Annotated in this window: 14 protein-coding genes and 1 tRNA gene; 10 read left to right on the top strand and 5 right to left on the bottom strand. The window is 63.1% G+C overall.

What is annotated here, in order from left to right; all coding sequences use genetic code 11:
- Positions 1 to 204: 204 nt before the first annotated feature.
- Together ettA and ssb are read right to left on the bottom strand one after the other, a co-directional pair.
- Entirely contained in the window at positions 205 to 1,878 is a 1,674-nt protein-coding gene (gene ettA / locus HBA99_RS08090) for an energy-dependent translational throttle protein EttA (protein ID WP_030095083.1), read from the bottom strand.
- Positions 1,879 to 1,996: 118 nt separating this feature from the next.
- Positions 1,997 to 2,479 (bottom strand): single-stranded DNA-binding protein, encoded by a 483-nt coding sequence (ssb, locus tag HBA99_RS08085; protein ID WP_070951280.1) that lies wholly within the window; start codon positions 2,477 to 2,479, stop codon positions 1,997 to 1,999.
- Between the two features lie 190 nt (positions 2,480 to 2,669).
- On the opposite strand from ssb, the gene atzF reads away from it, so the two are divergent.
- Positions 2,670 to 4,283: an allophanate hydrolase gene (atzF, locus tag HBA99_RS08080; RefSeq protein WP_057968499.1), complete on the top strand. Its 1,614-nt coding sequence runs from the start codon at positions 2,670 to 2,672 to the stop codon at positions 4,281 to 4,283.
- Here atzF and HBA99_RS08075 read toward each other — a convergent pair.
- The gene (locus HBA99_RS08075) at positions 4,280 to 6,286 is read right to left on the bottom strand and encodes a bifunctional copper resistance protein CopD/cytochrome c oxidase assembly protein (protein WP_070951281.1); all 2,007 of its coding nucleotides are present in this window, start codon (positions 6,284 to 6,286) and stop codon (positions 4,280 to 4,282) included. The two genes, atzF and HBA99_RS08075, sit on opposite strands and share 4 nt — an antisense overlap.
- Before the next feature lie 73 nt (positions 6,287 to 6,359).
- On the opposite strand from HBA99_RS08075, the gene HBA99_RS08070 reads away from it, so the two are divergent.
- Positions 6,360 to 6,433, top strand: a tRNA-Arg gene (locus tag HBA99_RS08070).
- 47 nt (positions 6,434 to 6,480) lie between these two features.
- Here the strand turns inward: HBA99_RS08070 and HBA99_RS24810 are convergent.
- Both HBA99_RS24810 and HBA99_RS08060 read right to left on the bottom strand, forming a co-directional pair.
- Positions 6,481 to 7,221: a site-specific integrase gene (locus tag HBA99_RS24810; protein WP_234795993.1), complete on the bottom strand. Its 741-nt coding sequence runs from the start codon at positions 7,219 to 7,221 to the stop codon at positions 6,481 to 6,483.
- Positions 7,222 to 7,639: 418 nt separating this feature from the next.
- Entirely contained in the window at positions 7,640 to 8,254 is a 615-nt protein-coding gene (locus HBA99_RS08060; RefSeq protein ID WP_070951282.1) for a helix-turn-helix domain-containing protein, read from the bottom strand.
- A gap of 586 nt (positions 8,255 to 8,840) precedes the next feature.
- Here HBA99_RS08060 and HBA99_RS08055 point away from each other — a divergent pair.
- The 8 genes from HBA99_RS08055 to HBA99_RS08020 all read left to right on the top strand — a co-directional run bounded on the left by HBA99_RS08055 (position 8,841) and on the right by HBA99_RS08020 (position 14,021).
- A complete protein-coding gene (locus HBA99_RS08055; protein ID WP_070949951.1) occupies positions 8,841 to 9,278 on the top strand; it encodes a hypothetical protein in 438 nt (145 codons plus the stop codon).
- Positions 9,279 to 9,412: 134 nt separating this feature from the next.
- On the top strand, positions 9,413 to 9,589 hold the full coding sequence (locus HBA99_RS08050; protein WP_165614025.1) for a hypothetical protein: 177 nt from the start codon (positions 9,413 to 9,415) through the stop codon (positions 9,587 to 9,589).
- Positions 9,586 to 10,161 carry a hypothetical protein gene (locus tag HBA99_RS08045; protein WP_070949952.1) on the top strand — a complete coding sequence of 192 codons (576 nt, stop codon included), beginning with the start codon at positions 9,586 to 9,588 and terminating at the stop codon, positions 10,159 to 10,161. The genes HBA99_RS08050 and HBA99_RS08045 overlap by 4 nt, the downstream gene beginning before the upstream one ends.
- A gap of 33 nt (positions 10,162 to 10,194) precedes the next feature.
- Positions 10,195 to 10,986: a helix-turn-helix domain-containing protein gene (locus HBA99_RS08040; RefSeq protein ID WP_070951283.1), complete on the top strand. Its 792-nt coding sequence runs from the start codon at positions 10,195 to 10,197 to the stop codon at positions 10,984 to 10,986.
- Positions 10,987 to 11,332: 346 nt separating this feature from the next.
- The gene (locus HBA99_RS08035) at positions 11,333 to 11,566 is read left to right on the top strand and encodes a hypothetical protein (protein WP_131822798.1); all 234 of its coding nucleotides are present in this window, start codon (positions 11,333 to 11,335) and stop codon (positions 11,564 to 11,566) included.
- Positions 11,563 to 11,847: a hypothetical protein gene (locus tag HBA99_RS08030; protein ID WP_070951285.1), complete on the top strand. Its 285-nt coding sequence runs from the start codon at positions 11,563 to 11,565 to the stop codon at positions 11,845 to 11,847. The genes HBA99_RS08035 and HBA99_RS08030 overlap by 4 nt, the downstream gene beginning before the upstream one ends.
- A gap of 144 nt (positions 11,848 to 11,991) precedes the next feature.
- Positions 11,992 to 12,531: an HK97 family phage prohead protease gene (locus HBA99_RS08025; protein WP_070949956.1), complete on the top strand. Its 540-nt coding sequence runs from the start codon at positions 11,992 to 11,994 to the stop codon at positions 12,529 to 12,531.
- 5 nt (positions 12,532 to 12,536) lie between these two features.
- Positions 12,537 to 14,021, top strand: coding sequence for a phage major capsid protein (locus HBA99_RS08020; RefSeq protein ID WP_070949957.1), 1,485 nt, complete (start codon positions 12,537 to 12,539; stop codon positions 14,019 to 14,021).
- The last annotated feature ends 87 nt before the right edge of the window (positions 14,022 to 14,108 follow it).

The raw sequence follows: 14,108 nt of genomic DNA, 5'->3' as shown, positions 1-14,108 counted from the left end.
GCCCATCTGCGTCGACCACCTCGTCCCAATCCATCTCCCCCGCATACCGGGCGTGGCTGAACGCAGCGCTCAGCGCCTCGATGGTGGGCACGCCAGATCCATTGGCAGATGGCGTGTTTTCGGAAGTTGTGGTCCCTGTGTTAACAGTCACGCAGAACGCTCCTGGCCGAGTTTGCGTACCGGGTTTCGGCACGCAATCTCACCCTAGTCGCGTGTCAGGCGGCGGTGGGTAACTCTATGAGGTCTGGCTGCATCGATACCCAAACGTTCCACTTTGTTCTCTTCGTAGGCCTGGAAGTTGCCTTCAAACCAGAACCAGGAAGCAGGGTTATCGTCGCTTCCCTCCCACGCCAGGATGTGCGTACAGGTGCGGTCCAGGAACCACCGGTCGTGCGAGATGACGACCGCGCAGCCCGGGAACTGCTCAAGCGCGTTTTCCAGTGAGCTCAGGGTTTCGACGTCCAGGTCGTTGGTGGGCTCGTCGAGCAGGATCAGATTGCCGCCCTGCTTGAGGGTCAACGCCAGGTTCAGACGGTTGCGCTCACCGCCGGAGAGTACGCCCGCAGGCTTCTGCTGATCCGGCCCCTTGAAGCCGAATGCGGAAACATAAGCCCGCGAAGGCATTTCATTCTGACCGACCACAATGTGGTCGAGCCCATCGGAAACAACCTCCCAGACGTTCTTCTTGGGATCGATACCGGCACGGCTCTGGTCGACGTAGCTCAGCTTGACGGTCTCGCCCACCTTGACCTCGCCGCCATCGGGATTCTCCAACCCGACGATGGTCTTGAACAGGGTGGTCTTACCGACACCGTTGGGGCCGATCACGCCGACGATGCCGTTACGGGGCAGCGTGAACGAGAGATCTTTGATGAGGGCGCGTTCCTCGAATCCCTTGTCGAGATGACTCACCTCGACCACCACATTGCCCAGGCGCGGGCCGGTGGGAATCTGGATTTCCTCGAAGTCGAGCTTCCGCGTCTTCTCCGCCTCGGCGGCCATCTCCTCGTAGCGCCCGAGCCGTGCCTTGTTCTTGGCTTGACGGGCCTTGGCGCCTGAACGCACCCATGCGAGCTCTTCCTGCAGGCGCTTGTGCAGCTTGGCGTCCTTGCGCCCCTGTACGGCGATGCGCTCGGCCTTCTTCTCCAGGTAGGTGGAGTAGTTGCCCTCATAGGGGTACGCGCGGCCGCGGTCCAGCTCGAGGATCCACTCGGCCACGTTGTCCAGGAAGTACCGGTCGTGGGTGACGGCCAGGATGGCACCCGGGTAGCTGGCCAGGTGCTGTTCAAGCCACAGCACGCTTTCGGCGTCCAAGTGGTTGGTGGGCTCGTCGAGCAGCAGCAGATCAGGCTTGGACAGCAGCAGCTTGCACAGCGCGACCCGGCGGCGCTCGCCCCCGGACAGATGTGTCACGGGCTCGTCCGGTGGCGGGCAGCGCAGCGCGTCCATGGCCTGCTCCAGCTGCGAGTCAATGTCCCAGGCATCGGCGGCGTCCAGCTCTTCCTGGAGCTTGCCCATCTCTTCCATGAGTTCATCGGAGTAGTCGGTGGCCATCAATTCGGCGACCTCGTTGTACCGATTCAGCTTGCCCTTGAGCGCGACGCCGGCCTCGACGTTCTCGCGCACCGTCTTCGTTTCGTCCAGCTCCGGCTCCTGCATCAGGATTCCGACGCTGGCCCCGTTGGCCAGGAATGCTTCGCCGTTGTTCGGCTTGTCCAGCCCGGCCATGATCTTCAGGACGCTGGATTTACCGGCACCGTTAGGACCGACCACACCAATCTTGGCGCCGGGCAGGAAGTTCAGGGTGACATCGTCGAGGATGACCTTGTCGCCATGCGCCTTGCGGACTTTCATCATCGTGTAGATGTACTCAGCCATTGCCGCGCTGTCGCCTCTCCTCTAAGTTCTTTAGCCGCAGCTCACGACCATTCTGGTGGGCTGCCCGAACCATCCTAGGTGAGAGGCGACCGCGCGGTCGCCGGTGTCAGCTCGCAGATCACGCGCTAAGGCGCAGGTTCACCGACTCCTCGCTGCTCTCGTCGGTTTCCGAGAGCTCCGGGGTGGCGTCTTCGGCGCCGGGATCGGGTTGCTCCGGCGCCTCAGCGCCCTCCTGCTTGCCGGTGTAGCCGACCTTCTCGATCCGCGCGATGGTCCGCGATAGATCAGGCCCGACGGCGATCGCCTTCATCTCCGTGACCTGACGGCGGTTGCCGTCCTTGTCCTCGAACTCGCTGGTGTGCAGATGACCGTGCACGATCACCGGTGCTCCCTTCCCCAGCGCGGCACCCACCCCGGTGACCAGACGTCCCCAGCAGGTGACATTGACGAAGAGAGAGTTCGAATTCACCCAACTGCCGTCGTCACGCCGTCGGCGTGCATTACTGGCGACGCGGAACTTGATCATTTCGTCGGAGCCGACCTGGCGCCGCTTGAGGTCTCCGACGATGGAGCCGATCACAGTCACTGGAGTTTCAAACATGGTTCGTGCCTTTCCTCAATCTCTATATCTCTTCTCGGCACCGCCGAACGGGTGCCCTTGGCCACTCCAGTAACCCGCCACGCACCGACACCGCGGACCGACATGTGGGCACGTTCCGGTGACAGCTGTGGATGGATGCGAGATTGGGGACAACTGGCCGATGAGTCCGGCCCCCCGTACCTTGCTTGACATGACGGTTTGGATCATGCAGCGCCCCGAGGACGACATCGCCGCCGAATTGCATGCCTCATCAGGGACGTTGGCCGGTATTCGGCTCGCGGTGAAGGACAACGTAGACGTCGGTGGCGTGCCGACCACGGCCGCCTGTCCGGAGTACGCCTACATTCCCGAGCACGATGCACCGGTGGTCGCGGCCTTGCGCGCGGCCGGTGCCGTTGTCGTCGGCAAGACCAACCTGGACCAGTTCGCGACCGGGCTCGTCGGTACGCGCTCCCCGTACGGCCCGGTGCCGGATTCACGCCGTCCCGAATACATCAGCGGTGGCTCCAGCTCGGGTTCCGCCGTAGCCGTAGCCACCGGCGAGGCCGATATCGCGATCGGTACCGACACCGCCGGCTCGGGGCGCGTCCCGGCGGGGCTGCAGGGCATTGTCGGGATCAAACCGACCGTCGGCGTCATCTCCACCGAAGGCGTGGTCCCGGCCTGTGAATCATATGACTGTGTAACTATTTTCGCCGCGTCACTGGCTACCGCCAATCGGGCGATGGCCGCCATGGGTGCCGCGTCAGGGCCCCGGCTCTGGCCCGCCAACACCCGGCTTGCGGCGCCTCCTCAGCCCACCGTCGCCGTCCCGCGTGAGCTGCCCGCACTCGACAAGTTGTGGGGCAACGCTTTTCAGGCGGCCGTAGAGCGTCTACGCGCGGCGGGCGCGACGATCGTCGAGATCGATCTGGCCCCGTTCCTTGCCGCCGCGAAATTGCTGTACGAGGGCGCTCTGGTCAGTGAGCGTTACGCGGCCGTCGGCGAGTTCATCGACGCCAATCCCGGGGCGGCACTCGATCCCACTGTTGCGCAGATTGTTTCCGGTGCACGTGATATCCCCGCACACCGCTTGGTGCGCGATCGCGCCGAGGTGCAGCGCCTGCGCGACGAGGCCATGGCCACCCTGGCGGGCGCGGATGCGCTGTTGGTACCCACGGCGCCGCTGCATCCGACGATCGAACAGGTGCAGGCCGACCCGATCGGTGTCAACGCGACGATGGGCACCTACACCAACTTCTGCAACCTGTTCGACCTGTGCGCGGTCGCGGTGCCCGCCGGTACCGCCGGTGACGCCCAGTTCGGGGTGACGGTCCTGGCACGCGCCTTCGATGATGCGGCGGCCTTGGACATCGCCGCTCTGATCACCGGAGATGCTGCAGAACAAGATGTTTGGCCGACCGCGATCACCTTGTCCTATGAGCTTGCGGTGTTCGGCGCGCATCTCAAGGGCGGTCCCTTGGAGTTTCAGCTCACCGATCTGGGTGCCCGCTGGGTAGGTCCGGTCCGTACCGCTTCGAAGTACCGGATGGCGGCGCTGCGCACCACTCCCCCTAAGCCTGGCCTGACCCGCTCGGAAGAGGACGGGGTGAGCATCGGCGGAGAAATCTGGCGCCTATCCCCTGCCGCACTGGGCACTTTCCTCGCGCAGCTGCCCGAGCCCATGCTGCTGGGCAAGGTGGAGTGCGAAGACGGCGTGTGGCGCACCGGCTTTGGGTGTGACGGTGCCGCCGCGCAGGCAGGTATCGACATCAGCGAACATGGCAGCTGGCCGGCGGCCATCGCTGCGGGCGCGGTGAGCTAACGCGAGTTCTCGTCCAGCTGGGCCATTTTGGCGAGCATGGCGTTGTAGGCGGCCAGGTCTGCGTCGTCGTCACGGTCGGCGGCGCGGTCCTGTCTGCGGGCCAGCCGTTCGTCCGAACGCGACCACTGGATGACCAGGGCGATCATGACCACCAGCAACGGCAGCTCTCCCGTTGCCCAGGTGATGGCGCCGCCCATGTGTTGGTCGGAGGCCAGGTCGATCCGCCACGGCAGTGCCAGATTGCTGTAGAACTTTTCGCCCAGAATCGATTTCGTGCCCATCAAGATGACGCCGAAGAAGGCATGCAGCGGCAGCGACACCAGCACGATGCCCAGCTTGGCCACTGGCGGCAGGCGCCGCGGCGACGGGTCGATGCCGATGACCACCCAATAGAACAGGTATCCGCTGAGCAGGAAGTGCAGATTCATCGCCAGGTGCGCAGCATGCACATCGACGGCGGCGTCGTAGAGCCCGCTGAGATACAGGCCGTAGAACCCGCCGATGAACAGCGATGTCGCCACCAGTGGATGGGTCAGGAAGCGAGAGAAGCTGCTGTGCAACAGCAGCTGCACCCATTCACGCAGACCCGGCGGATCCCCCTTGCCTGCAGCGGGTAACACGCGAAGTAGCAGCGTGATGGGGCCACCGAGGACCAGCAGCACGGGCACCAGCATCGAGAGCATCATGTGCGCCACCATGTGCATGCTGAACATCGCGGGCATGTACCGGCCGACACCCGAGGATGTGGCGATGAGCAGAAAGGCACAGCCGGACAGCCAGGCGATGGTGCGCCCCACGGGCCATGCGTCGCCACGGGCCTTGAGGCGACGGACACCCACCAAGTAGGTGACCGCGAAAACGATGGCGGCCGTTCCGAAGATGAGATCGAAGCGCCAGTCGAACAGCAGTCGCTGCGGGGTCGGCGGCCCGTCGAGCGTATAGCCGATAGCGACCTCGACCGGTGAAGGGTTGAGATTGACCGGAGGCGGCGGTGGGGTGCGGCCCAGTCCGACGGCGATACCGAACGTGACCGCGAAGATGACGGCCTCCATCCCGGCGAGCCGGATCAGCGGTCGACGGTTCTGCGGTTCCTCACTCAGTGCCGTGATCGCCGATCGCCGCTGTAGATACCCCAAGACACCGAGAACCAGCAGCGCGGTGGCCTTGCCCACCAGCAGCCAGCCGTAGCGGGTGGTGAACAGGTCCGAAAGCTGCACCCGGATAAGCGCGTTGATGATTCCGCTGAGCCCGATCGCGACATAGCACCACAGGGCCAGCGTGGAGAACCGGCGTGTGGCCACGTCCAGATAACCGCCGCCGCGCAGCGCGTGGATCAGTAGTGCGACCAGACCGCCGGCCCACAACGCGGCCGATACCAAATGGATGATGAGGCTGTTGGTGCCCAGGTCATGTGCGCCGCCGGTGGCCGAATGCCCCACCAGGGCCAGCGGCATCAGCGTCGCCACCGACCCGACCACGAGCAGCGGTGTCCACGACCAGCGCAGCACCACCCGGCTGGCGATCGCGACCCCGGCAGCGATGAAGGCCATCCAGCGCCAGGCATTCACGGTTTCGATCTCACCGGCGAGCGTCCACAGCTCCCCGAGCCCGAAATCCCTCACCGGCTGGCCGGCCACATCGGAGATCGACAACGGCACCATGACCGCCGAGAGCACCGCAAGCGCAGTCGATGCCGCGGTGCCGACGCGCAGCGAGCGGTAGCCATCCACGTCGAGCACGCCGGTGGACTGCGGTGGGACGAAGAAGGCCGTGAGCAGGAACGCACCGACGGCAACTACGGCGACGATTTCGGCGGTCGCGCGCACGAACGGCAGACCGTACGAGGTGACGGGGCCAGGGTTGGGCAGACCCGTCGCGAGCAGGGCCTCTGCCAGTGACAACGCGCCGATAGCGGCCGCGACCAGGCCCGCCAGTGCCGCAAGGCCGACGACGATCGTCCAGATCGGCGAATCGGTCTTGCTGGCCGTGGAGGTGGTGGTCACCAGTCAAGGGTATGGCGAGATGCGATCCGCACGGTCACCGGTTCGATAGACTGCGGTCCGGCTAGCGCCGCATGCCTCCGTAGCTCAGTTGGATAGAGCAAGGGCCTTCTAATCCCTAGGTCGCAGGTTCGATTCCTGCCGGGGGCGCAGCTCAGAACATATTTCTAGAAGCGTATATAGATGCAATCCATCGCTTATTCATCGCTTATGCCAAGCTCTCGATCGAGCATCTCGGCAACCTCTTTGTGCACACGTCCACGAACCATGTAGCGGTCTTGCGTCATCGATACCTTGGAGTGTCCCAGCTGGTCAGCCCCCACGCGGGCCGACATCCCGTCTTCATCGATCAGGGTACCGATGGACTTTCGGAATGAGTGGCTGGTGACATCAGCTACCCCGAGGTCATCACGCACCTTGCGCCACTGCGCACCGAAGTTGTCCGGGTCTCGGAGCGTTCCTGTCGACGACGCGAAGATCACATCCTGCTCCCCTACGAACGGAACCTGACGGCGCCGGCATAGGACCTCAACAGCGAATTTGGGCAGCGACACGGTTCTTCGACTCAGCTTGGTCTTCGCACCGTCGAACCGAACCAACCCTTTACCCGCAACCCTGACCACATTGCCGCTGACGGTGAGGGTTCTTTGCTTCTCATTGAAATCCGCCCACCGTAGGCCCAAGAGTTCCGACCGCCGCAGGCCTGTGGCGATGAAGATGACGATGGGGTCAGATAGGTCTCGAGATCGACAGTACTCAGACTCACGGATGCTAGACAGCAGTCCTTTCAGTTGCTCACGGGTAAGCCCAGCGGCCCCCTTGGTCGATTCCCCCGCGCTGATCGGTGACACATCGCGGACCGGATTGGCACCCAGCACAGTCGCCATCACCGCAAGCTGCAGGCCGCCCTTCATGATCGTCCGTGACTGCCGTGCCATGGTTGGGCCGTGCGCTGTCTTCATTGACCTAATCGCTGCGTCGCATCGAGCAGCCGTCGCCTCCCCCACCCGGACACCACCTAGAAACTTGGACAACTTGGATGATGCATAGCGATACGTGTCGACGGTCCGCGTTGCTCGTCCGTCTTCTTCGAGGCGATCGATATGAGCATTCACAAGATCAATCACCTTCGAGTCGAGTGTGATCTCATCCGCGGACCCCGGCGGCCTACGTGTGGCCAGAGCCTCAATGAGTGCATCCTCAGCGCCCTTGCCGCGCTGATCGCCCTCAGGGCCGCGCCTCTCCACAATTCTAGTAACCCCATCGGAGTCCCGGAATCGGCAGCGCGCCAACCACACTCCCCCGCCCAATGCCGTTCGCGTGATCTTTCCGTGCTGCCCAATCCGCAGCGGAGGCCTACCCGCCATCGCCTTCCATCCCAGCCATCTCGCGAAGATCGCTCAAGTGACCCCGCAGGAATTCGATCTGCTCAAACAGCGCCCCCGCAACGGGGTCATCGGCTCCATACTGAGTAAACCTGTCCGCGTAGTGAGCTGACGACTCCGCTAATTGCCTCTCAAGCGAAGGAATTTCGCCGGCAGCCCGGAAGGCCTGGACATTCTCTTTTAGTCCATTCTTGTCGCCACCGACGACCACCCTATGGACCATCTCGGCGGTGGGCTCGTTCCCCGAGAACCATTCAACAGCATCATGTTTCGGCAACCCAGCAGATAACTGTTCCGGTCGCCCGGCTGCCACATTCGGCAGGATCCGCACCAGTTCTCCGTATGGGGGCGGATACAACAGGGCGATTGGATAGGTATCCAGCGCCGCAGCCAAGACGATCAGCTCAGCGATTGTCACGTACTTCCGGCGACCGTTCTCCAGGTCCGTAATAACAGACCGGGTGACGGTATGGCCGAGCTCCATCGTCCGGTCGGACAACCACTGCGCTGACCTCTTTCCCCGGAGCCGTCGAACCTCGGCCGCGATCTGTGCCGCCTGGCCTTCCGCCCAACTTGGTTGCGTCATGACACGCAGCTTACCGGGATATTGCGGGACTGTACGCGATCGGCGTAGCCTGAGTGAACATACGCGGAATCGATACGAACTGCGTATGTACCCACAACAGCCAAATCCAGGAAGGCCAGAATCCAGATGACAGGCGCGGAGAAGAGGGCGGTAGAGACACCGCCCGAAGACACCTGGCTCACACGAGTCGAGCTGGGTGTCAGAAACAAAATCAGCCCAAAGACGCTCGCACAGTGGTCGTCGCAAGGCCGCGGACCAAAGTTTTACAAGTTCGGCGGACACGTGCGCTACCGACTGTCCGACGTTATCGCTTGGGAGAACGCTTCATTCACCGGCGGAAGTGTCGCCTGATGCGGACATACCCGCACGAGCACTTTCCCGACATGGGACTGATCGACGACGACCGCACCGAAGACCTAAAGAAAACGGACCCCGTTGTCCCCGGCGTTGGCGCGCCGGGCGAGGCCCGTTTCGAATCCCGATTCCAAAATCAAGGAGTTCTCTAATGAACGCTACATCCCAAACTAGTCAACGGCAAGATGCCCGGCCGACTGACGTACCGCTCCCCGCTGGCGCTGACGCGGAGATGAGCGAGGCACAGTTCGAGGACCACGGCGACGGGCTGCTGGCCCGCCTGATCTGGTCCAACGACATGCCCTTGCCTGATCATCTGGCAGACCGCAACATTCAGGCCGTTATTGCTCAGCGCCCGGACGGAACTGTCGTCACCGACGACCCCAGTTTGTCGCCGCGCGTCTACCTCTATGACAGCGCACTGACCGTTACCGACGCCCGAGTACTGGCGAAGGCATTGACGGACGCCGCCAATCTGGCGGACCAGTGGTGCGGCTCCCTCGACCTCACCGAGATGACCGACCGAGAGCTGCTGGAAATCCTCCCTGATCTGGATTTCAAGGACAACGACATGCGAGCCACAGTGCAGTCGCTTATCCATCTCGGTGAGGCCACGCGCAATCTGGCTCAGATTCACATCATCGCCCGCGCAATGGAACTGGGGCGGTGAACGCCGTGTCGACATGTACATACAGCTGGTGCACATCACCACATAACCGCCGAGACGAGGAGCACTGGAGCGACACCCTCACGACACTCGCTCAACACCGCGGCGGTGAAAGAACCGAGATCGGCGTTTGGGCGATGGTCGATCTCGCCGGGCAGTTCGATGACGAGATCCTGTTGTCGGCCAACGTGGACGGTGAGCGAGTGCTGGATGTCGCCCTGACAGTGGAGCAGGCGGAGCAAGTTCGTGACTCCATAGATACCGCCATCAACAACCGCGCCGACGCTCGGGATGGGGCGAGGCGAGCTGGATGACAGATGCAAGGGTGCCTGATCGCTGGCTGCATGACCGGCGCCTTACCCGGCTGTCCGATGGGCACTACAGGTCGTTTGTCACCTCGCTCGTCTATGCGGTGTCCAACCGCACAGACGGGGTGATCGAACCGGAAGACCTCGCCTCTATACCGAAATTCGCAGCCGGTGCCACACAGGCATTCGTGGACAACGGGCTGTGGAGCCCACTGGATAAGGGCTGGGTGATCATCGATTTCAAGGCCACCCAAAGCTCCCGCGAAGCGCTGGAGGCGGCAGAACAGGCACGCATCCATAACCGTGTTGCCGACCGGGAACGGAAGGCCAAGCAGCGTGCTGAAGCCAAGGCCCGTGCCGAAGCCAAGGCCGCAGAGGCTGAGTCCCACCCGGACAGTCCGCAGGATGTCCCACCGGATGTCCGGGTGGAAGTCCGACCGGAATCCAGACCGGACACACAGGCTAGGCCAGTTGCTAGGCGAGGCAAGGACAAGGGCGACCACCAGAGCGCCTTGCCGTTGGCTGCGGGCGACGAGTGGCACGGGGTCGGAGAGAACCCATTCCTTGAATACAAGTAGTTCCCCCACAACATCTTTCAGAGGAGTAGATCAATGAGTGAAGTAGCAGCAGTAGACGAGCATGAGGTCGAGGTCATCGTCCCCCTGGATGACGCCAAGGCCAAGGTGCTGGACAACCGGATCAAGAGCACCGTCGAGAACATCGGTGACCGTCTCACCATCCTGCACAGGCTGCTGGATGAGGCGCAGCAGGGGCAAGTCCATCTGACGATGGGGTTCCGTTCGTGGACAGAGTATCTGGCTGACCGCATCGGCAACCGCTGGCAGATCGGCGGCGACGAGCGTAGGGAGATGGCGCAGCTGCTGGCCGATCGGGGTATGGGTGTGCGGAGTATCGCAACCATCACCGGCGCATCGAAATCGACCGTCTCGCGTGTCCTGTCGAAGGTGTCCCAAGATGGGACACCTGATCCTGAACCGGTTGTGGTGGAGGGTGATTCTGTCGAGGTGTCCCATAGTGGGACACCTGACTGTGGCGGCACTGCGCCGACGGACAAGACAGTTGGACCCGACGGGAAGCTGTACCCGAGACCCAAGCCGCGCAAGAAGCCAGAGCCCAAGCCACTAGATGAGACCGCACCAACCGAGGACACTCCCCCGGCACGTGCAGTCCAAGTACCCACCGCCCTAAGGCAGCTCACGGTGACGCTCAAGGGCGCGACTGACGAACTCACGGCACTGACCTACGACAAGCGTTGGGACAAGGCGTTGGGCCGTCTCACCGATGCGGACGCCGAAGCACTACAGACCATCGCAGTCACCATCGCTGACATACACGCCGCCATCGCCGCTGCCCTACTGGCTCGGACGGAGGTGCCCGCGTGATCAAGGGCCTACCTATGGCCATGCCCAGTACCCCCGTCACCACGTCGTGATGCCAGTGAGTGGCCACGACACAAAGCCAAGGCACGACGAGCACGCCGCGACCGACTCAAGGAGAACAAGCGATGATCACCACACCCCCGGGGGCACCATGCTCACAAGACGCGTGGCGCCAGGGCGACCCCAGCTTCCAGTCACGAATCTCTCTCCGAAGTTTTTTCCACACCACCACACCCGTCCGAAATCCCCAGACCCGTACAGAACGCGAGGCTGACTGGGCGTCGGGGTCATGCGGATCCACTGGTGACGATGCCCTAACCGCCCCCGGTGGTGCGCGGTGAGCGGGCCGGTGAGTGCCGCCGTAGCGGTGATCCGCGCGGCTAAGGCTGGTCTCAGCACTGACGAGGGAACGGCGTGCCTGAACGACTTGGACCGTGACGAGCTGGTCTCGGTGTTCCGTCTGACCTTCCCGCTGCTGGCCGAGTTATTCCACACCGTGCAGGCGTCTCAGCGTGCCATGCAGGCCCGCACAGACCGGGCGTTCGGGGAGATGGTGCAGCGCCTCACTGAGGGGGGTCTATGACTGCGATCAATCGACCGCTGACCGACGACGAGCGGCGGCTGATGATGGAGCTTGCCGTCGGGGTGGTGGCACGACAGACCGGTGTGTCCCAAGGGGTTGCGTTCGATGTCCTGGACGGGATGACGCTGACGCTGGAGGGCGATTCGCAAGACGCCTACCTGTCGGCTGCCGGGGCGGTCCTGGTGCACGTTGAGCGGGACTGGCTGGCATTCCATGCCGCCCATCCGGGGTGTGATCCTGCGGGCGATGGCCAGCGGATGCAACACGGCGGTGGTCGGTGATCGGTGGGATTGTCGGTGCCGCAGAGTATCCTGTATCTAGCTCGGTATCACCAGGGCGCCGAACGCGGCAGGGGCCGCCACCTCGGACAATGGGTCACCATGCGACGCAAGCGATTACGCACGTCCTAATTAGGTGAACCTCATATGAACTACGAAGTCAAATTCCGTACAGCTGAATTGTCCAGCGGCGCAGGCCGAACGATTTTCGGTATCGCAGTGCCGTATGGCCAGGTGACTGAAATCAACGACTACGGCGGCCAGTTCCGCGAGCGCTTCGAGTACGGCGCTTTCCGTAAGTCCATCGCTGAACGCGGGCACAAGGTCAGACTGCTGACGAGTCACGACTCTCGCACATTGGCTATCGGCAGAGCTGTCGAGCTGGTTGAGAAGCCAGATGGGTTGCATGCCAGCTTTGAAGTGGCAGAGACCCGTGCTGGCGATGAAGCGCTGGAACTCGTGCGCTCGGGCACGGTCGACAGCTTCTCTGTCGGTTTCTCGCTGATGCGCGAGCGGGTTGACGATGACAACGTTCACACGGTCACCGAAGCGATTCTGCGGGAAGTCAGCCTGGTCAATTTCCCCGCATACGAGGGCGCCGTCGTCGGTGGCGTGCGCTCAGCAGCCCATTCCCTAGTGATCCCCCGATCCGTGGCGCAAGCCTGGATCGACCTAATGAATTGGTAAAACACATGAGCTACAAAGACATCGAATCCATGACTGACGTGGAGCAGGTGCGCACCGCAGCGCAGCAGCTTCTCGACAGCACTGACGGAGACCTCACAGACGCCCAAGCACTCCGCTTCAAGGCCCTCAAAGACCGTGGTGAAGTCCTGCGGGAAGAGGGGCTCCGGCACGACGCCGCTCTGGACGAGGTACGGCGGGCAGCCTCGGGGCGGATGCTACTGGAGCGCGGCGCCGCTGGCGACTACGACCGCGACCCGGTGGGCGATCCGCGAAGCGCCGAGGACTTCCGGTCCCGCAAGTACAAAAACCCGTGGGATCTACGCGGTGTGCAGCCGTTCGGACTCGAACGGCACCAGCTGACCGCCGAATACCGCTCCCGCGCACTATCTGCCGTCGAGGCCATGCCCGGTGCCAGCGACCGTGTACGGTCTGCTGCTACCGAGATCATCGAGCGCTTTGACGACGAGGACGGGCGCCTGTCTCAGCAGGTCTTGGCCACCAGTACCCCGGAGTACCTCCGGGCGTGGTCCAAGCTTGCGAGAAACCGTCGAGAAACCCTCACCCCCGGAGAATCTCAGGCAATCCGCGATGTCGAGTACGCCGCGCGCGCTATGTCGCTGACGGACTCGTCGGGCGGCTACCTGGTGCCGTTCCAGCTAGACCCGACCGTCATTCTGACCTCTGCCGGATCACGCAACGATATGCGTCAGTTCGCCCGTCAGGTTGTCGCCACAGGCGATGAGTGGCACGGTGTTTCGGCGGGCGCGGTGCAGTGGTCCTGGGACGCGGAAGCTGTCGAAGTGTCGGATGACTCGCCCACCCTCGGACAGCCAGCCATCCCGAACTACAAGGCAGCCGGTTTTGTCCCGATCTCGATCGAGGCCTTCGAGGATGGCGCCAACGTCACAGAAGAGGTCGCCAATCTGCTTGCAGCCGGTAAGGACGCCTTGGAGGCAGAGGCGTTTATCAACGGCACGGGTATCGGACAGCCCACGGGCCTTGTGACCGCTCTGGACGGTACGTCTGCGGAAACCGCCGCACTCACGCCAGAGACCTTCTCGCTAGCTGATCTGTACAACATTCAGGGCGCTCTACCGGCGCGGCACCGCGTCAATGCGTCGTGGATGGCGAACAACTTGCTTTACAACAAGATTCGTCAGTTCGACACCAATGGCGGTGCGGCACTGTGGGAGTACTTGGGCGGCGACCGCCCCGTACGCCTGCTCGGAAAGCCTGTTGGTGAGGCAGAGGCGATGAAGGGCACCTGGAACGCAGCGGCCACCGCCGACAACTTCGTCTTGGCGTACGGGGACTACGAGAACTTCGTGATCACGGACCGAATTGGGTTCCGTGTCGAATTTCTGCCCCATTTGTTCGGCGCCAACCGTCGCCCGACCGGTCAGCGCGGCTGGTACGCGTACTACCGCGTGGGTTCGGATGTAGTGGATCCGGGCGCGTTCAAGATCCTGAACATCGCCACCACTGCCTAGTTAGACCACTCGCCTGGCGGGGTTGCCTCCTCTCAGCCCCGCCGGGTGAGTCCCTTGTAAGCCAAGTCAGCCCAGATGTGGTCACGA

The organism is Mycobacteroides chelonae (assembly GCF_016767715.1).
GTDB lineage: Bacteria > Actinomycetota > Actinomycetes > Mycobacteriales > Mycobacteriaceae > Mycobacterium > Mycobacterium gwanakae.
The sequence above is the reverse complement of the archived record's forward strand: the minus strand, read 5'-3'. Positions and strand labels throughout refer to the sequence as shown.

Bases quoted from the DNA above. Each gene is read 5' to 3' on its own strand.
- ettA (WP_030095083.1), bottom strand. From the start codon at position 1,878: ATGGCTGAGTACATCTACACGATGATGAAAGTCCGCAAGGCGCATGGC.
- ssb (WP_070951280.1), bottom strand. From the start codon at position 2,479: ATGTTTGAAACTCCAGTGACTGTGATCGGCTCCATCGTCGGAGACCTC.
- atzF (WP_057968499.1), top strand. From the start codon at position 2,670: ATGACGGTTTGGATCATGCAGCGCCCCGAGGACGACATCGCCGCCGAA.
- HBA99_RS24810 (WP_234795993.1), bottom strand. From the start codon at position 7,221: ATGGCACGGCAGTCACGGACGATCATGAAGGGCGGCCTGCAGCTTGCG.
- HBA99_RS08060 (WP_070951282.1), bottom strand. From the start codon at position 8,254: ATGACGCAACCAAGTTGGGCGGAAGGCCAGGCGGCACAGATCGCGGCC.
- HBA99_RS08055 (WP_070949951.1), top strand. From the start codon at position 8,841: ATGAGCGAGGCACAGTTCGAGGACCACGGCGACGGGCTGCTGGCCCGC.
- HBA99_RS08050 (WP_165614025.1), top strand. From the start codon at position 9,413: ATGGTCGATCTCGCCGGGCAGTTCGATGACGAGATCCTGTTGTCGGCC.
- HBA99_RS08045 (WP_070949952.1), top strand. From the start codon at position 9,586: ATGACAGATGCAAGGGTGCCTGATCGCTGGCTGCATGACCGGCGCCTT.
- HBA99_RS08040 (WP_070951283.1), top strand. From the start codon at position 10,195: ATGAGTGAAGTAGCAGCAGTAGACGAGCATGAGGTCGAGGTCATCGTC.
- HBA99_RS08030 (WP_070951285.1), top strand. From the start codon at position 11,563: ATGACTGCGATCAATCGACCGCTGACCGACGACGAGCGGCGGCTGATG.
- HBA99_RS08025 (WP_070949956.1), top strand. From the start codon at position 11,992: ATGAACTACGAAGTCAAATTCCGTACAGCTGAATTGTCCAGCGGCGCA.
- HBA99_RS08020 (WP_070949957.1), top strand. From the start codon at position 12,537: ATGAGCTACAAAGACATCGAATCCATGACTGACGTGGAGCAGGTGCGC.